This window comes from Streptomyces sp. NPDC053426, assembly GCF_055585405.1.
In genome coordinates this window covers 113,059-129,947 of sequence record NZ_JBVJKE010000004.1, presented here as the reverse complement: position 1 = coordinate 129,947, position 16,889 = coordinate 113,059, and the positions used below count along the sequence as shown (strand labels likewise).

General features: G+C 68.8%; 15 protein-coding genes. 7 read left to right on the top strand and 8 right to left on the bottom strand.

Features of this window, described 5'->3' with window-relative positions; genetic code table 11:
- Positions 1-61: 61 nt before the first annotated feature.
- The 3 genes from ACZ62B_RS10005 to hemL all read right to left on the bottom strand — a co-directional run bounded on the left by ACZ62B_RS10005 (position 62) and on the right by hemL (position 3,494).
- Positions 62-1,342 carry a polysaccharide deacetylase family protein gene (locus tag ACZ62B_RS10005; RefSeq protein WP_344565203.1) on the bottom strand — a complete coding sequence of 427 codons (1,281 nt, stop codon included), beginning with the start codon at positions 1,340-1,342 and terminating at the stop codon, positions 62-64.
- A gap of 146 nt (positions 1,343-1,488) precedes the next feature.
- Entirely contained in the window at positions 1,489-2,136 is a 648-nt protein-coding gene (locus tag ACZ62B_RS10000; RefSeq protein WP_344565201.1) for a histidine phosphatase family protein, read from the bottom strand.
- 41 nt (positions 2,137-2,177) lie between these two features.
- Positions 2,178-3,494, bottom strand: coding sequence for a glutamate-1-semialdehyde 2,1-aminomutase (gene hemL / locus ACZ62B_RS09995; RefSeq protein ID WP_344565152.1), 1,317 nt, complete (start codon positions 3,492-3,494; stop codon positions 2,178-2,180).
- Between the two features lie 473 nt (positions 3,495-3,967).
- On the opposite strand from hemL, the gene ACZ62B_RS09990 reads away from it, so the two are divergent.
- The gene (locus ACZ62B_RS09990; protein ID WP_003992141.1) at positions 3,968-4,405 is read left to right on the top strand and encodes a hypothetical protein; all 438 of its coding nucleotides are present in this window, start codon (positions 3,968-3,970) and stop codon (positions 4,403-4,405) included.
- Positions 4,406-4,494: 89 nt separating this feature from the next.
- Here the strand turns inward: ACZ62B_RS09990 and ACZ62B_RS09985 are convergent, their stop codons facing one another.
- Positions 4,495-4,776, bottom strand: a complete 282-nt coding sequence (locus tag ACZ62B_RS09985; RefSeq protein ID WP_468719912.1) for a DUF397 domain-containing protein — start codon at positions 4,774-4,776, stop codon at positions 4,495-4,497.
- Positions 4,773-5,654: a helix-turn-helix domain-containing protein gene (locus ACZ62B_RS09980; RefSeq protein ID WP_469689740.1), complete on the bottom strand. Its 882-nt coding sequence runs from the start codon at positions 5,652-5,654 to the stop codon at positions 4,773-4,775. The genes ACZ62B_RS09985 and ACZ62B_RS09980 overlap by 4 nt, the downstream gene beginning before the upstream one ends.
- Before the next feature lie 183 nt (positions 5,655-5,837).
- Between ACZ62B_RS09980 and ACZ62B_RS09975 the strand changes: the two genes are divergently transcribed.
- Positions 5,838-7,151 (top strand): tetratricopeptide repeat protein, encoded by a 1,314-nt coding sequence (locus ACZ62B_RS09975; RefSeq protein ID WP_468719908.1) that lies wholly within the window; start codon positions 5,838-5,840, stop codon positions 7,149-7,151.
- 19 nt (positions 7,152-7,170) lie between these two features.
- Positions 7,171-7,887, top strand: coding sequence for a 2'-5' RNA ligase family protein (locus ACZ62B_RS09970; RefSeq protein WP_345617167.1), 717 nt, complete (start codon positions 7,171-7,173; stop codon positions 7,885-7,887).
- Here ACZ62B_RS09970 and ACZ62B_RS09965 read toward each other — a convergent pair.
- The gene (locus ACZ62B_RS09965) at positions 7,865-8,257 is read right to left on the bottom strand and encodes an ATP-binding protein (RefSeq protein WP_469689738.1); all 393 of its coding nucleotides are present in this window, start codon (positions 8,255-8,257) and stop codon (positions 7,865-7,867) included. The genes ACZ62B_RS09970 and ACZ62B_RS09965 overlap by 23 nt on opposite strands.
- Before the next feature lie 323 nt (positions 8,258-8,580).
- Here ACZ62B_RS09965 and ACZ62B_RS09960 point away from each other — a divergent pair, with 323 nt between their 5' ends.
- On the top strand, positions 8,581-9,009 hold the full coding sequence (locus tag ACZ62B_RS09960) for a DUF6415 family natural product biosynthesis protein (protein WP_468719903.1): 429 nt from the start codon (positions 8,581-8,583) through the stop codon (positions 9,007-9,009).
- Positions 9,006-9,710, top strand: a complete 705-nt coding sequence (locus tag ACZ62B_RS09955) for a hypothetical protein (protein ID WP_469689736.1) — start codon at positions 9,006-9,008, stop codon at positions 9,708-9,710. Before ACZ62B_RS09960 ends, ACZ62B_RS09955 begins: the two co-directional genes overlap by 4 nt.
- 312 nt (positions 9,711-10,022) lie before the next feature.
- Here ACZ62B_RS09955 and ACZ62B_RS09950 read toward each other — a convergent pair whose 3' ends face one another.
- Positions 10,023-11,789, bottom strand: coding sequence for a serine/threonine-protein kinase (locus ACZ62B_RS09950; protein ID WP_469689734.1), 1,767 nt, complete (start codon positions 11,787-11,789; stop codon positions 10,023-10,025).
- A gap of 86 nt (positions 11,790-11,875) precedes the next feature.
- Positions 11,876-13,780, bottom strand: a complete 1,905-nt coding sequence (locus ACZ62B_RS09945) for a P-loop ATPase, Sll1717 family (RefSeq protein ID WP_469689732.1) — start codon at positions 13,778-13,780, stop codon at positions 11,876-11,878.
- A 986-nt stretch (positions 13,781-14,766) separates the two neighbouring features.
- Between ACZ62B_RS09945 and ACZ62B_RS09940 the strand changes: the two genes are divergently transcribed.
- Positions 14,767-15,696 (top strand): Rieske (2Fe-2S) protein, encoded by a 930-nt coding sequence (locus ACZ62B_RS09940; RefSeq protein ID WP_468720033.1) that lies wholly within the window; start codon positions 14,767-14,769, stop codon positions 15,694-15,696.
- A complete protein-coding gene (locus ACZ62B_RS09935; RefSeq protein ID WP_344565097.1) occupies positions 15,680-16,222 on the top strand; it encodes a DUF1360 domain-containing protein in 543 nt (180 codons plus the stop codon). The genes ACZ62B_RS09940 and ACZ62B_RS09935 overlap by 17 nt, the downstream gene beginning before the upstream one ends.
- Positions 16,223-16,889 lie beyond the last annotated feature (667 nt).

Genomic DNA, 16,889 nt, shown 5'->3' with positions numbered 1-16,889 from the left:
AAGTTTCGCATGCCCGTTCCGGGGATCTTGAGCACCCCCCTTGCGGGCGGAAACCCGCATATCAGGCGGCGTTGCCCGTACCCGTCCCGGTGGTGGTGCCGGTGCCCCCGGTCTCCTCGGCGAACGCCTTCCAGCCACCGGCCGGTTCCTGGCCGACGTCCAGGGTGCGCAGCCGCTCCAGCACCTCCGGCTTCTGCACGTCCAGCCAGTCGGTGAACTGCCGGAAGGAGACGAGCCTCACGTCGCCGCCCTTCTCCTTCTCCCGCGCGATGTGCTTGAGCGCTTCCTCCACGGCGTCCATGTAGATGCCGCCGTTCCACTGCTCGAAGTGGTTGCCGACGAAGAAGGGCGCGCGATTCGACTCGTATGCCCGCTCGAAGCCGGATATGTACGCCTGGGCCGCCTGCCGCCGCCAGCCGGGGTGGTTGTGGGCGGGCGCGTTGGTCGAGTTGACCGACTGGTTGGCGAGGATGTTGTAGTCCATCGACAGGACCTCGAAGGAGCGGCCGGGGAACGGTATCTGCTGGAGCGGAAGGTCCCATATGCCCTGCTTCTTCGTCGGCCAGACCTGCCGTCCGCCGGGCGAGGAGGCGTCGTAGCGCCAGCCGAGCTCGCGGGCGGTGGGCAGCAGCTTGTCCTGGCCGAGCAGACAGGGCGTACGGGCGCCGACGAGCTCCTTGTCGTAGTCGAAGGGGAGCGGCTCCAGGTCGGTCCAGCCGGAGTTGGTCCGCCACTCCTTGACGAAGGACTTGGCCTGCTCGATCTCGCTGCGCCACTGCTGCGGGGTCCAGTTGCCGACGCTGCCGGAGCCGCCGCAGAAGTGGCCGTTGAAGTGGGTGCCGATCTCGTGCCCTTCGAGCCAGGCACGGCGGACGTTCTTCAGTGTGTCCTTGATGTGGTCGTCGGTGAGGTAGCCGATGTCGGAGGCGCCGCGCGGGTTGTTCGGGGGGTCGTAGAGCCGCTTCTTCGACTCGGGGAGCAGGTAGAGGCCCGAGAGGAAGAAGGTCATGGACGCGCCGTGCTCCTTGGCGAGGTCCAGGAAGCGCGGGAAGAGGCCGTTGCCGACCTCGCCGGCCCCGTCCCAGGAGAAGACGACGAACTGCGGCGGGGTCTGACCCGGCTCCAGCGGCACCGGCGCCTCGGGCTGGTGGGGCTGCTTGCCGGTGAAGGAGGTGGAGCCGTCACCGATCGGGCGGGCCGTCCTCGTCGGCTTCGGGTCCGGCTTCGGTGTGTCGGGCCGGTCGCCGGCAGGACGGGAACCGCCGGGGCCGTCCGCGTCCTTGTGGCCGCCGCAGCCGGCCAGCGAGGCGGCGGCAGCGGCTCCCGCCCCGAGCCCGAGCATTCCCCTGCGGGTGAGACTGCGCATGGCAACCCCGTTCGTCACGTCCTCTGGTGGTCACTCACTCAGAGGACGCGACGGAAGCGGGGGTTCCCGATCGGATGCGGCGGTTTCGCAACGGTTTTCGAAAGCGGTGCCGGGGAGGGGCGTCACGCCCCGAAGGCCTTGCTCTTCCCCTTCACCGGCTTGGCGCCGGCCAGCAGATGCGCGGGGACGAGATCGCGGGCCGGCTCGCTGTAGCCGACGGAGACGATCCTGTCGCCCCGGTAGGTGAAGGTGGTCAGCGAGGCGAGCGTGCACTGCCGCTTGCGCGGGTCGTGCCACAGCCGCCGCTTCTCCACGTACGACCGCACGATCCAGATCGGGAGCTGGTGGCTGACCAGCACCGCCTCGTGTCCGCGCGCCGCGTCCTTCGCCGCGTTCAGCGCGCCCATCATGCGGATGACCTGCTCGACGTACGGCTCGCCCCAGGACGGCTTGAACGGGTTGACGACGTGCTTCCAGTTGGCCGGGCGGCGCAGCGCGCCGTCGCCGATGCCGAAGGTCTTGCCCTGGAAGACGTTCTCCGCCTCGATCAGCCGCTCGTCGGAGGCGATGTCCAGGCCGTGCGCCTTGGCGATGGGCTCGGCCGTCTCCTGCGCCCGCTCCAGCGGGGAGGCGACGACGTACGTGACGTCGCGGGAGGCGAGGTGCTCGCCGACCCGGTCGGCCATGCGCCGGCCCAGCTCGGAGAGGTGGTAGCCGGCGAGACGGCCGTACAGGACGCCGTCCGGGTTCTCGACCTCGCCGTGCCGCATGAGGTGGACGACGGTGACGTCGTCGTCCTTCTTCACGGTGCTCACGCGGTCGCCTCCGCTGCCGCTCGGGCCGCCGCCGGGAGGGCGTCGGCGATCCGCTGGACGGCCCGCTCGTCGTGCGCGGTGGACACGAACCAGGACTCGAAGGACGACGGCGGCAGGTAGACGCCGTTCTCGAGGAGGGAGTGGAAGAACGCGGTGAAGCGGAACGACTCCTGCGTCTTCGCCTCCTCGTAGTTGCGCACCGGACGGTCGGTGAAGAACACGGAGAACATGTTGGAGGCGTTCTGCAGCGTGTGCGCGACGCCCTCCTTGGTCAGCGCCTCGGTGACGAGCGACTGGATCCGCGCCGACACGGCGTTCACCTTCTCGTACGCGGCGTCGTCGAGCAGCCGGAGCTGGGCGAGCCCGGCGGCGGTGGCGACGGGGTTCCCGGAGAGGGTGCCGGCCTGGTAGACGGGCCCGGCCGGGGCGAGGTGGCCCATCACGTCGGCGCGCCCGCCGAAGGCCGCGGCCGGGAAGCCGCCGCCCATCACCTTTCCGAAGGTCATCAGGTCGGGCCGCACGCCGTCGACGCCGTACCACCCCTCCCGGCTGGTCCGGAACCCCGTCATGACCTCGTCGGAGATGTACAGCGCGCCGTTCGCGGCGCACGCGTCCTTCAGCCCCTGGTTGAACCCGGGCAGCGGCGGTACGACGCCCATGTTGCCCGGCGACGCCTCGGTGATCACGCAGGCGATCTCACCGGGGTGCGCGGCGAAGGCGGCGTGCACGGCGTCGAGGTCGTTGTACGGCAGGACGATGGTGTCGCCCGCCTGGGCGCCGGTCACGCCGGGCGTGTCGGGGAGCGCGAACGTGGCCACCCCGGAGCCGGCGGAGGCGAGCAGCGAGTCGACGTGCCCGTGGTAGCAGCCGGCGAACTTGACCACCTTGGTGCGCCGGGTGAACCCGCGGGCGAGCCGGATCGCCGACATGGTGGCCTCGGTCCCGCTGGAGACGAGCCGCACCTGCTCCAGCGGCTCGATCCGGGCGGTCATCTCCTCGGCGAGCGCGACCTCGCCCTCACCGGGCGTGCCGAAGGACGTACCGCGTGCGACGGCCTCCTGCACGGCGGCGATCACCTCGGGGTGCGCGTGTCCGAGGATCATCGGTCCCCAGGAGCAGACCAGGTCGACGTACTCGCGTCCGTCGGCGTCGGTCAGGTACGGGCCGGTGCCCGACACCATGAACCGGGGCGTGCCGCCGACGGCGCGGAAGGCGCGCACCGGCGAGTTCACGCCGCCGGGCGTGACGGCCGCGGCACGGTCGAACAGCGCCTGCGAGACCGGGGCTTCGTATGAATATGGCAGTTCGCTCATGACCTGCGACTTCTCCGACCTTCTCCGACATTCCGGGGGCTTCCCGGCTCCGGGTGCGTATGACGTGTCCAGGGTAGGCCAGGGGCGGCCCGCGGCATCCGGCCCCCGTTCGGCCGTGATCTGCGAAACTGGCGTCTGATACACACAGCTCACACGGCCGGGGCCGGCCGGAGGCTGCGGACATCCCGCGGGCAGATGTTCCACCGCACGTTTCGGCGGGCGGCCGTGGGGGAGGTCACTGACACGATGATCGGGTTGCGCGGCGGGGGCCACGCGTCCTAGAAAAGCAGTCGGGTGGAGATATGCATCGCGGTGGCGGACTGGGCGAGGGGACTGATGACCTGGGTCCTCGACGTGCCCGGCGGGGAAGGCACCGGCGCGAGGCGGAGGACACGGACGAGACGCGTCGGACACGCGGCGAGCCGGAGCGGATCGACCCCCTGAAGGGGGCGGGGAGCAGGAATGGTGGTCGGGTGGGGGTGACGTACAAGTACTTCGGCGCGCCGGACGGCGCCACCGCGGCCCGCGTCCCGATATCGATGCGCCCCGAGGAACTCGGCGGCGACGAGCTCGGCATGAACGGCATGTTCACCAAGATCAAGCCGGAGACCATGGCCGCGATGGTCCTCACCGGCATCGAGGGCGTCCCCCTGCACAAGGTCCCGCCCCTGGAACTGGTCGTCCTGCACCCCGACTACGCGGTCGTGAAACTCCCCATGACGGTCGTCGACCCCCTGCGCGGCATAGGCGAGGAGGCGGTCGGCGCGGCGGCCTTCATCTGGTCGACGGTCCCGGACCGCGGCGGCCCGCGGGACGCGTTCAACGTGTACCAGCTGCTGCACGAGTGGCAGGACTTCTCGCACCGGCTGCATGAGGCGGGGCATCAGGCTTATTGCCTGGTCTGGCCCTGAGGTGGGGTTTTGCGGGGTTCGGGCGGGGTCCACGGACCTCGCTCCCTCGGTGCGCCTTGCGAGTGCGTGCAGAGGGCATGTGAACGACGTCACCGCGCCGTGCTGATGACGGGTTCCAGCATCTCCAGCGCTTCCTCCCGCCGGAAGCGATCCGCACCGCCGTCGGCGTAACGGCCCAGCAAATCGTCCAGAGCGGAGCGGCTGAGGATCACAGGTGGCCGGCCGAGGTCCTTGGAATCGCGCACCGCCGCGTACGCACCGAGGTCGGCGATCTCCACGCAGTCGTTGGCGCCTCCGCTGTAGGAGCTCTTGCGCCAGCGCGCCTTGTGAAGTTCCTCGGCGTGGGGGCGGCGGGGCGGGATCGTGCTCACGGTTCGAGCTCCTCGGCAGTGCGGGTGAGGCGGGTACGGGTCTCGGCCGGGCTGAGGGCGGAGGCCCTGAGTTGGTCGAAGATGTCCGTGTAGTTCTGGACGTCGCTCTCGGACTCCAGGTACATGGAGTTGTTGGGGTTCTCCAGCCAGACCAGCGGGGCGATGGGCTGGGGGAAGACGAGGATGACGAAGGGGCCGTAGAGGCCGGGGTGGGCTCCGAGGGTGAACGGGAGGAGCTGGATGGTGACGTTCGGCTGTTCTCCGGCCTGGACGAGGTGGGCGAACTGTCGGCGCATCACGGCGGGTGAGCCGATGACGCGGTGGAGGACGGCTTCATCCAGGACGGCCCTCAGTTCGGCGGGGTGCTCGCCGGACAAACGGCTGGCCTGGCGTTCCATGCGCACCTTGACCAGAGCTTCCAACTGGTCAGGCGTGAGATCAGGACGCATCTGGGTGATGACGGCACGGGCATAGCCCTCGGTCTGGAGCAGGCCGGGAACGAGGAGGGGCTGGTAGTTGGCCAGCGTGGTGGCGCCTGCCTCCAGGGCGAGGTAGCCGTCGTAGCGGGTGGGGGTGAGAACCGTGGAGTACTTCCGCCACCACGGCTTCTGCTGTTCCTTGTCGGCACGCACGAGGTCGAGGACGTCGTCACGCAGCTCGGTGTCGGTGACGGCGTAGCAGTCGAGGAGAGCCCGGACCAAAACCGGAGTGGTGCCGCGCTCACCGGTCTCGATCCGGCTGAGAGATCCCTGGTTGATCTCGATCTGCTCCGACACCTCGGCGAGAGTCAGACCGGACGCCTCCCGTAACTCGCGCAGCCGGGTGGCGAGTTGCCGTCGGTAGACCGACTGAGGTACCAGCTTCCTCTTCAGTGCCATGGAGGCAGTCTGTCCATCCACCCATTGAGAGACAACACGAACGGGCCAACTTGTCCAGACATATTGCCTAATTGATGTTTGCGTCGGCATCCTTGCCTGAGACATACCGCACGCCGTTCGTTCCGGTGTGCGTGCCGTTCACCGACGAGCCCCTGGTTCCGCCGACGTGTTGGGAGGTCCTCGATGCCCCGGAACACGCTGCTGCGGCAGTTACTCGAAGAACGGCACCTCACGACGCACAAGGCGTTCGAGGTGCAGTTCTCCCGCGCGGCCCGACGACTGGCGGCGGAGGCGGGAGATCCTCGGCTGGCCTCGGTGGCGGTCTCGTCGCGGCAGTTCGACCGGTGGATGAGTGGGGAGCTGAAGCAGCTTCCCCGCCCCGACACCTGCCGCATCCTGGAGGAGTTGCTGGGCAGGGCTGCCCGGGATCTGTTCGACTCGGCCCCGGCTCCTGCCTCATCGTCTCCACCCACGGACATCCCGCCTGCTCCTCCGGCCTTCCCGGTCACCGACGACGAGGATCCGGTGGAGATCGTCGCCCGAGCCCGCCAGCTGGCCTGCGGCAACGTCGACCAGACCACTCTGTCCTTTCTCGCCTCCCGGATCGAGGTGATCACCGAGCGGTACGAGAAGGATGGGCCGGACGGCCTGTGGGGACAGACGAAGAGCCTGCACAGCATGGGGTACACCCTGCTCGCGGGTCAGCAACCTCCATCCGCACGCAGGGAACTGTTCCGGATCACTGCACGCGCCGGCGGACTGCTCGGCTACATGGCGGTCAACACCGGCGCGTTCCGCCTGGCTGAGGCGTACTGCGCCGAAGCGCTGGAACTGAGCCGGGCGATCGGCGATCTCGACACCGAGATGTGGGCCTGCGCCACCCAGTCCTTCGCGGCGTACTACGCAGGCCGTTACGACGAGGCCGACGCGCGGGCCGCCGCCGCGGTGGACCGGGCGCCGGACCACCCGCAGGCCATCCGGCTGCTGGTCAACGGCCGGGCTCGGGCGCTCGGCAAGCTCGGTGACCGGAACCAGGCCGAGCGGGCCATCGGACGGGCGCTGGAGCTCTCCGACCGGCATGATGTGCCCGTCGGCCTGACCTCATGCATCTCCTTCTTGCCGTATGGGCGGGCCCGCACCCTGGCAAATGCGCTGACCGCCCGTGTCGCTCTGCAGGACACCGGGCACGTGCTGCGGGACGCCGAGGACCTCGACGACCTGGTCGAGAAGTCCGACTCCGCGTGGAGCCGCTCGCTGGTCCGCCTCGACGTGGCCACCGCGGTGCTTCAACAGCGAGCACCGGATGTGGAGCACGCCATGTCCCTCGGACAACAGGCGATCACTCTGGCCAGCCCGCTGCCGATCAGTTCGGTGCGGCAACGCTCTCGGGATCTGTACGAGCGAGCAGCCCCTTGGCGGTCCCGGTCGGCGGTGCGCGAGTATGGCGAACAGCTCCGCGTCTGGGGCTGTCAGCTCCCGCCTGCTGAGGCGGGGTGATCACGGAGGAGTTCGCCGGGTGTCTTGGCCGCACGTCCAGCTCAGCGCCGATCCCGCAGCCTTCCCTACCCACCCCCCGGCCGACCTGAGTGACCCGGCGGTGATCGCGGCACACGACCAGGCCGCCTTCGACGCCGTGGAGACCATGGTCGATCACTGGGATCGACCCGGCTGGACGGCACAGACCCGGGCGTACTACTGGATGCTCACCTTCCCCGGCAGCCCAGCGTTGGCCGACCTCGCTCTTCGCTGCCAGCAGCACCTCGCGCGGCTCGGCCTGGACCCGGTCCCCGACGACGGGTTGCACATCACGCTCACACGCGTCGGTTCCGCCGCAACGCTGCCGCTGAGCCGTCTCGATGACGTCATCAGCGCGGCGGCCCCGCTTCTCCCGGCGGCCTTCCGCCTGCGGGCGGTCCCGCTCGCGGGTTCTCGGGGAGCCGTACGCCTGACGGTCGCCCCTTGGGGCCCGGTACTGGCGCTGCACTCGGCCCTCAGCGAGTCCATGGCTTCGCTCGGGCTGGCGCCCCGCAAGCCGACCGCGCTGTTCCGCCCGCACCTGAGCCTGGCCTACAACAACCGGCCACGCCCCGCTGCCCCGGTCATCGAGGCCGTCACCCCACTCCGGGGCCTTGCACCAGTCGATCTGCACGTCCAGGAAGTGCAGTTGGTGGAGCTGCGACGCGAGGACCGCGCCTACCGGTGGAACGTCGTCAAGAGCCTGCCGCTCGGCTGATCGCTGCTTTCCCGCGCGGCAGGACGGCAACGACCGCCTTGCCGACGGCGGTGGTCTCCACGTACCACCGACGCGCCAGCCACAGCCCACGGCCGGACTCGGCAAGCGGATCGGCAGCCGTCTCCGACAGGTGCACACGACCGTCGTCAGGCTCCGGGTCGTGGACCGCGACGATGACCTGATCCCCGTCGATCTCGATGGTCAGGCAGTCAGGGCCGGCCGTCGTGTGTCGCACGGCGTTGCCCACCAGCTCGGATACGACCAGCACAGCGTCGTCCACGCTGAGGACGACGCCGGCCAGGACGGTACGAACCCGGTCACGGGCCAGGGAGAGCGGCTCGCACCGACCGGTCAGGGGCATCCAGTGCATGTGCGGACTGTGCACTGCCGGGCTTGAGTCGTTCAGCATCGCGGTCGCTCTTCCGGTCGTACGAATGGGCGTGACCCACAGGTTCCGCTTGTCCGCAGCGCGTCTCCACGCCGTCCCACCGACGCTTCTCCGCTGCCGGACGGCGGGGAGACGGCGTATCGGCGGCGTGGAAACGCCCCTACCGCGACGGGAGCCTGGAAGCCGATGGCCGGCCCTCTCCAGAGCCGTCCGGATCGCCGACTGCGCGTAGAGGAGATCACCGTGCCCGCCCCCATACGAGCTACCTACCGGCTATGCCTCGCTGTGCCAGAGGAGCCGGGGCGATGACGGCCACCACCCTCCGCCCCGGTTGGTCCCATCCCGTGCGAGCCGCCGTACCGCCCTTCACCGAGGCCGGTTTGAGAAGGGTCCTGGAGAAGGTGCAGTGCTGGGCCCCGTATGTCGACGGCTTGCTGCTCGATGACGTGGCAGCCGTCCTGGACGACTACACGCCCACCGAACACGAGGTCGACGAGCACGCGCAGCGCCTTCGCAGCCACCTGATGCGACTCGTCCACCTCGCCGTGGTCTCCAAGGCGGCCGAGAGGGACGAGCAAACAGCCGGCCTCGTCGAGCGCGGGCGCACCATCCAGTCCGAGGAAGTGCCAACGGATCACCGACGTGCCGTCGGACACATCCGCCGTATGGCGTGGACGCTCGACGAACTCATTGAACGCCTGGTGGCCCACCAGTGCCTTACGGAGGCGCCGTGACTTTCCCGCCCCTCCGCCTCACGTACAACCCGCGGGCCGTCGAGTCGAGAGACAGGAGTCTCTCCCTGGTCCCGTACATCATCCAGAGGGAAGGGGAGGACGCGGCGCCGGACAACCTCGTCATCACCCGCCATTCCTCCGGCCCGCGGCTGTACTACGCGGACGAGGACCCCCGTGACCGAGACCCACGGGGCGTGCTCTGGGCCCGCTGCGGGTGGAACCCTGTCGGCGTCGAAGGCCGGATCTCCGGTGTGCCGCAGTGGAAGCTGATGCACCCCCACCGGCAGATGGTGTGCATGCAGACGCTCACCTGCCAGGTCTGCACAGGCCCCGCCCGCACGCCCCTCGGCTTCATCTTCCTCGCCGGCCCCCGGGATCACGATCCAAGATGGCCGAGCATCCTCACCAATCAACCTCCGGTGTGCCGCAGGCACACCCGTGCTGCCGCGAGGCTCTGTCCGCACCTGGAGGACGACCCGACGGTGTTCCTGGCCGGGAGCGCACCCCTGTACGGCGTGCACGGCACTCTGTACGGCCGGGACGAGGGCGGTGTGAAGGTCATCGCACAGCCGGATGCGCCGTTGCCGTACGGCCACCCGAACATCGGGACGTTCCTCGCCTCGCAGCTGGTTCGCCGCCTCACGTCGTTCCGCGTCGTCAACCTCGACGAGCTGCTCAACGATCTGGCCACTGCCTCGTAGATCCCCGCGTCGGGGCCCTCCATCCTCACCGGCCGGCCAGCCGAAGAACAGGGGGTCGGTGAGCGGGGCGGGTCCGAGGAGTTCCCCCGACTCCACCTCTGCACGGACCCGCCCCACCTTCTGCCAGACGACTTGGAGGCAACGTGCACCAACTGATCGCGAGTCCGTTCCTGGGCCAGTACCTCCTCCTCCGACCCGGTCACGCCAAGGGAGTGGCCATCCCCGAGTCCCGCTTCGAGGCACTGCACACGGCGGTCACCGAGGATCGGTCGGCCCCGGCCTGGCTCGCCGAGGCGGCCACGGCCGCATGGCTTACACCTGTGGTGAATACAGCTCCTCGATGCGCTTTGCCAGCGTGGCGATACGAGACATCGCGCTGTCGCGGTCGGCGACGAGCTTAGCGATGCGTTCGTCCACCTGCGGGCGGTCATAGCCCCGGCGCACGAGCTCGAATTCGGAGGGGGACCTGACCCTACTGGTCCGCCGGGCTCGTGCATTAGCGTCCGCGACGATGTCTGCGGCCCGGCGTCGCGCCTCCACGGCCTGGCCGTTGTCCCGCTCCGCGCCCATCGGCGCGACGTGCAGATTCCTGCTCAGCTCTTCCAGCGTGGCAACTTGGGCCAGTGTGCTGTCGCGGTCGGCCACCAGCTTGGCAATACACTCGTCCACCTGCGAACGATCGTAGCCCCGCCGCACGAGCTCGAAGCCGTAGGGTGATGCATCCGTGCTGTGGTTGACGACGCTGCTACGAGCTGTGCGCACTCGCTCGACTTTGATGCGGAGCTGGAGAGCCTCTGCTTCAGCGGCGGCGACGATATCTGCTGCCTGCAGACGGGCGTTGTCCATAACCTGCCGAGCCCGGCGCTCGGCATCAGTGCGTATCTCCTCGGCCCTCAGGCGGAGTTGCTCAGCGCGGGACTCGGTTTCGGCCAACTGCAGCTCAGCCTCGGCCTGCCGAGCTGCGAGGTCGCGATCGGTCTGTTCGGCCTGCTTGCGGCGTTTGGCGAGGTGAGCCTCAAACTCGGCGACCTCTTCCGCGGCTTTGGCGCGAGTCTCGTCGCTATAAGCGTCAGCTTTCACAAAGAGGGCATCAGCCTCTTCCAACTTGGACGCACTGTCTTTCTGGGTACGCAGCCAGACCTGCCAGGACTTCTTCAGGACCCCTGCGGCCAGGGAGTCGGTCTGCCCCAGATGGACCACGTCTAGCAGATTGCCATCCGGCAGCCGGGTGGCGTGCTCGATTAACACTGCGCTCAGGGCATCGTGAACGGCGGCTGCGTCCGACGGGCGGTCATCCGGCCGTTTGGCGAGCAGGCTCATAATGAGGTCGTTTAGCGGCCCGGGGAGGCCCTCGACAAGAGCACCTGGCTCGGTTGGCGTTTTGTCCAAATGCATACGAAGCACGGCCATCGGGTGGTGACCGTCAAACGGTGGGCGACCCGTCACTGTGTCGTAGAGGAGGCAGCCCAAGGAGTAGAGATCGCTGCGGTGATCGATCTCTCGAACGCCTTCGGCCTGTTCTGGAGACATGTACGGCGGAGAGCCCAGCACGGTGCCTGTAGCAGTGAGAGCGTGGACGCTTACGGTGTCACCCATGAACTTTGCAACACCGAAGTCAAGAACCTTGACCGTTCCCTCGGGCGTGAGTAGGACGTTGGCCGGTTTGATGTCCCGATGGACGATGCGCTGAAGGTGCGCGGCATGTAGCGCCTGGGTGATCTGTGCAGCCCACCCGACGGCCATCGGCCAAGGCGGCGTCGACTGCTTGAGTCGCTGGCGAAGGGAAATACCAGGAACAAGTTCCATCACGAGGTAGAGCGTCTGACGCCCCCTAACCGGGACCTCACCAAAGTCATGAATAGTTACGATGTTTTGGTGGGACAGGCGCCCCGCCAGCTGCACCTCGCGCTGGAATCTAGCCTGTGTTTCCGCTTCGTCAATGCGGGGCAGCGCATGGACGACTTTGACCGCCACCTCACGCCGCATGCGCTCATCCTGCGCGGACCAGACCTCACCCATTCCACCCGCACCAAGGCGGTCCTTGATCCGAAAGCGCTCAGCGAGCAGTACGCCCTGCATCTCTGCCCTCCCCCAATGGCGGATTGTCGTCGCGGCGCAACCGTCGTGCCTCGAATTCCTTAACTCGTATCCCTACTCCTCGCGGTTCAGATTCCACCCGAGTCACCCGAGCTCCCGTAGGACCCACCCGCCAGGCGGCGAAGTCGCCGCGCCTCTTCCTCCATGCGATTTGCGACGCCGCCAGCACCCACGATGTCGTCCAGTCCGCTGGCGTGGAGTTGCGCGGCGAGAGCAGTGAAGTAGTGAGCGGTGGATAGGAGATAGTCCTCCACATCCGTGGAGCCAGTACTCGCCGAGAGACTGTTCGCGTCGTCCAACACGCTGGCGATCTGCTCCGTGATCTCATTCCGGGCGTCCTGCGCCAGCCCGAGCGCCCGGCCAACCTGGGCAAGGATTGAGTGGCAGGAGCGGCCAACCTCGCGCAGCAGCCTGTCGTCGCGATTAAAGGAACTCGCCGCCAGTGCATCGGCGTTCATATAACCCGAGGCAATGCGGGCCTGCGCCAACTGCGGCTCATAGCGACGCAGGTCGATCGCACTAGTGGCGCCAAGTGCTTCGCGGAAGCAGGGGTGGACCTGAAACTCCGTCTCGTGCGGCTGCACCGGCAACTCATCGCCGCCTGCGAACACGATGTCGTTGCCCCGCCGCACACCGAGGAAGCCCACCCCGTATAGAGTATGGATAATCTCGGACAAAGTAAGCACGTCGGCGTACGCGGGGAACAGCCTGTGCAGCGTCTCGACGGCCGCTTCGAAACGGCTGCCGAGCACGGGGCGGGTGACCACGTATCCGCTGTTCTGGAAGAGCGGGAAGAGGTGCTTGAGGAAGGGGTGCGCAACCAGGTACTCCAACGCGAGGTCCTTGAGCTTCCACGCGGAGAACTGCCGGCTGGCCTGGAGGACGTCCGCCTCCGTGATCTGTTCCCTGCCATGGATCAACCAGGCGGTCTCCTGGCACAGGTTGAGGAACTGGATGGCATCCCGGGGCCGGGGCAGACAGCGGCTGAACAGATACGTTGCCGTCTCCTCACCCCGGATGGTCGGCGGGAAGATCTCCCGCCACAGCCCCTCGGCGCTCAAGTGCTCTCCGGCGGAGGCCCGAGCGCGAGTCAAGGCGAGGTCTCGCAGGGACTGTTCCGTCCAGGAGATGCGTAGTTCGTCGCCATGGAACTTGTCGCCCTCGCCGAAGGACAGCGAATCGTAGATATCGGAACGCAGGAACAGCAAGAACCGTACGAACCGTCCGTACAGGCTCGCCGCGTGCTTCGCCGCCAGCAGCAGGCCGATCACCATGGAATTGCTGTCCGGCTCCGCGGACCACACCTGCTCCAACTGATCGACCATGAGCAGCAGCGGCCCGTGCGTGCCGTTGCACCCGAGATCGGTGACGGCCTTGGTCACACCCTGCTCCACGACCTCCAGCTGGCGCGCGGCCCGTGCACCCTCTGACGGTGACGGTGCCAGATCCACGCCCGCCTTGATGCCGAACGCCTCCAGAGAGAGGGAGGTCTGCAGCCCCTTTGCCCCCTGTGCCAGCCGGTCTCCAAGCCGTTCGACCGGCAGTTCGTTATTCTGCTTAAGGAAACGAACCAGCGCCTTGACTGAGTCGGGTTTCCTGCCGTGCATGTCCTTGGCATGGACCACAATTTGGCGGGCCGCGTGTACGGCGAGAACGTACCGCCAGATCAGCGCCTTCGCCGAGTCCCCCGGCAGCCCCTGCAGCTCAAACCGCCGGATCTCCTCCCCCGCCGCCTCGTCTGGGGTTACCAAGATCTTGCCGACGGTGTGCACGCGGTCAGCCATCAGCTGCATGCAGATGGCGCTCTTGCCGGAGCCCTTACGGCCGATGATCAGCATCTTGCGTCCGCTCACCGCCGCGCGGTACGCCGCGTTGGGCAGAAACCCACCGCGTAACAACAACCCTTCCGTTACGTCCCGTTCGGCATCCTCGCGCCCGAAGTGCAGGTCCGCGAGCACCGAGCCGTCGCCCATCTGTCCCCCTGTGTCCACTAATCGACCTTGCATGGGCCTGCAGTTCACACCGTATCCGTACCGGCTGGCGTTGGGAGTCAGGAACTCAGTGCAACGCCATGCGCTCAGGGGCCATTGCGTAATCGCGTTCTGTCTGGAGTGTCGCACTGGCCTGGACTTGATGGGGACGTCCTGGTTCGGGTCGGGCCAAACGTGGTGCAGGCACGGCCTCGGTGATCATGTGAGTGTCGAAGTCCCATGAACACTTGGCGAGTCCGTGCCTGCTCCTGCAGCCCTGCTCCAAACCCATTCTCGCTCGGCGCAGAGAGTCTCAGGTTCCGGATTGCCGCTCGCGTAGCCTCACAAGAATCTCCTGCGAACGCGCTCAGTTGCTCGGGAGGGCTTATGTTCACCGGGTCAGGATGACACCCGCCGCTGCCCGGAACCCGTACCGTCCCTCGGGCCGTCTGCGCCCGTGCGCTGCGACACACTGATCTGAGACAGGAGCGTTGGCCGCAGGCCCGCCCTCCAGTACAACCTTTCGCGAGGGCACATCCGGGGCACATGAGCCTGGAAAACGGCGTCGACCAGTGAGAACTATGCAGAACTGTCTCCGCAGGTCAACGCACTCCTAACCAAGAACGTCCAGGTCAGGCTCCCGCCCCTCCCATTCGCTGCACGAGTGGCAGGACTTCTCGCACCGGCTGCACGAGGCGGGGCATCAGGCCTACTGCCTGGTCTGGCCCTGAGCCGGGATTCGGGTGGCCGTGAGCGGGGTCTTCGAGCCTCGCCCATTTCCGTGCCGGAGAGGTGCCGTCGGGTGGCCGGGGCACGTTGGTTTCGCCGGGGGTGCTGATGTGCCCCGGGTGGTGGGCGGTCGTTGTCCGCCTCCGGACGTCGTGCGCCAAGCCATGGGCGAGGGCTGACTCCGCGTCCTGGGCCGGCTGTTTGTCCCCTGCCGTCGGGGGGACCCTCCGCCCATGAGCAAGAAGCCAGGTCGCCGCCGTATGGGCCAGAACCGGATGCTGTGGCTGCTCGACGCCCTGGAGCGTGATCCCAGGGCGGACGCGGCGATCGACAAGCTCACCAGGAGCGTGCGCACGCTCCTGCCAGGCCGGACGCGAGACGCGTTGCACGGCAGGTGGCTGGGGCATCCCGTACACCCCCTGATGGTCCAGGTGCCGATCGGCACCTGGATGTCCGCCGCCGTGCTCGACCTGTGTCCCGGCCGCAACCGGGAGGCCGGTCTCCTCGTGGGCGTCGGGCTGGCCGCGGCCGGCCCCGCCGCGTTGGCGGGCGCGGCCGACTGGGCCGAACTGCATCGTCAGCAGAAACGGGTGGGGCTGGTGCACGCCGTGACCAACACGGCGGCCGTGGGACTGTACGGCGCCTCGCTCCTCTGCCGCCTCACCGGACGGGCCGGAGCGGGCCGCGCGTACGGCTTCCTCGGGCTGACGGCGGTCGGCCTGGGAGGCATGCTGGGCGGCCACCTGGCATACCGGCAGGCTTCCGGCGCCAACCACGCCGAGGAGGTACCGCACGTCGTCAGCGAAGGCTGGCACAGGATCGGCACCGTGGACGAGTTCCCCGCCGGCCGGCCCGTGCGGCGCGCCGTGGACGACGTGCCGGTCCTGGTGGTGCGCGAGACCGGGGGGACCTTCCACGCCCTGGCCGAGCGGTGCAGTCACCTGGCGGGCCCCTTGTCCGAGGGCACGATCGCCGACGGGTGTGTCCAGTGCCCCTGGCACGGCAGCGTCTTCCGGCTCTCGGACGGCTGGAACGTCCGCGGACCCGCCACCGCGCCCCAGCCCGCCTTCGACACCCGCGTCGTCGACGGACACGTGGAGATCGGCCTGCGCCGTGCGGACGGGACGGAGAGCCCGGCCGAGGCACCGGAGCGGGCAGGAGGGGACGAAGGCCATGGGCCCGGCATCTGACGGCCGTATCGCGGAGCGCCTGAAGCGACGGCTGCGACGCGTCGAACGCACCTACTCGGCGGGAGAAGACCGCCCGCTGCGCGGCTATGCGGCGGCCATGACGGCTTTCGGCGTCTACACGGCGGGGTGGGCGACGGTGGTCAAGGTGCGCGGCCGTCCCGTGCCGGACCGGCCCGCGCCCTGGGACGTGGCACTGACCGCGGTGGCCACCTTCCGGCTGAGCCGACTGCTGAGCAAAGCGTCGGTGACCAGCCCGCTGAGGGCTCCCCTCACCACGTTTCAGGGCTCGCAGGGGCCGGCCGAGCTGCACGAGGAGGCGCGGTCCGAAGGCGCCAAGAACACGGCCGGCGAGCTGGTGACGTGCCCGTTCTGCATGAGCGTCTGGGTGGCCTCGACCCTCACCGCCGGACAGCTGCTCTGGCCGCGCGCCACCCGCACCGCCATGGGGGCGCTCACCGCGCTGGCCGGCGCGGATGCCCTGCAGCTGACGTACAGCGCGCTGGTGGCCAAGTCGACCGGCGAGTGACCACTTCTCACACGCCTGACCACCCCCGGGGCGGAGGTCCTACGTCGAAGTGACGGCCGGTGCGGACCGCCGCGTGGCGCTGTCCCGGGCCGGGACCCGAACGGGCTGCTGTGCACGGGGACGCTGACCGTCACCGCCCGCACGGGCACCGACTGGGGCGTGCCGTGGCTCGACCGGCCCGGCTCCTGCCCGGTGACGGTGCGCTGGTCGCGGGCGCCGGGCCTGCCCCGAGGGCTGCCGGACGGCCTGGGACCGGCCGTCCGCGTCGAGGACGCCGACGGACCGGGCAGCACGCTCGACCTGCTGTTCACGTCCAGCCGCCCGGCCGGTTCGGCCGCCATCCGCCTCTCCCCCCGGCCCGGCGCCCTGAAGGGACCGCACTCGGCCCTGCCGTCCTGCCGGGTGGGGGATCGAGAGCGCGTGCCGGCGGCTTTCCCGGTCACCGGCGGCCGCCGGGACGACGTGCGGCCGACGCTGCGGCAGGAGCTCGCCCGCGGGCCCGTCCGGTTCGCACCGCGGGCGACCGCCCCGGACGGGCACTGGTGCACCTTCGCCGACCTGAGCCCGCAAGCCGTGCGCACCGCTCCGTCCTCCCGCACCGTGTCCTGCGACCCGTACCGCCCACCACCTGACCGGTCTGCGCCCCACCGGGCGGCTGCGCCGGCTT

Bases quoted from the DNA above. Each gene is read 5' to 3' on its own strand.
- ACZ62B_RS10005 (WP_344565203.1), bottom strand. From the start codon at position 1,342: ATGCTCGGGCTCGGGGCGGGAGCCGCTGCCGCCGCCTCGCTGGCCGGC.
- ACZ62B_RS10000 (WP_344565201.1), bottom strand. From the start codon at position 2,136: ATGCGGCACGGCGAGGTCGAGAACCCGGACGGCGTCCTGTACGGCCGT.
- hemL (WP_344565152.1), bottom strand. From the start codon at position 3,494: ATGAGCGAACTGCCATATTCATACGAAGCCCCGGTCTCGCAGGCGCTG.
- ACZ62B_RS09980 (WP_469689740.1), bottom strand. From the start codon at position 5,654: ATGGCACTGAAGAGGAAGCTGGTACCTCAGTCGGTCTACCGACGGCAA.
- ACZ62B_RS09975 (WP_468719908.1), top strand. From the start codon at position 5,838: ATGCCCCGGAACACGCTGCTGCGGCAGTTACTCGAAGAACGGCACCTC.
- ACZ62B_RS09965 (WP_469689738.1), bottom strand. From the start codon at position 8,257: ATGCACTGGATGCCCCTGACCGGTCGGTGCGAGCCGCTCTCCCTGGCC.
- ACZ62B_RS09960 (WP_468719903.1), top strand. From the start codon at position 8,581: ATGACGGCCACCACCCTCCGCCCCGGTTGGTCCCATCCCGTGCGAGCC.
- ACZ62B_RS09950 (WP_469689734.1), bottom strand. From the start codon at position 11,789: ATGCAGGGCGTACTGCTCGCTGAGCGCTTTCGGATCAAGGACCGCCTT.
- ACZ62B_RS09945 (WP_469689732.1), bottom strand. From the start codon at position 13,780: ATGGGCGACGGCTCGGTGCTCGCGGACCTGCACTTCGGGCGCGAGGAT.
- ACZ62B_RS09940 (WP_468720033.1), top strand. From the start codon at position 14,767: ATGGGCCAGAACCGGATGCTGTGGCTGCTCGACGCCCTGGAGCGTGAT.
- ACZ62B_RS09935 (WP_344565097.1), top strand. From the start codon at position 15,680: ATGGGCCCGGCATCTGACGGCCGTATCGCGGAGCGCCTGAAGCGACGG.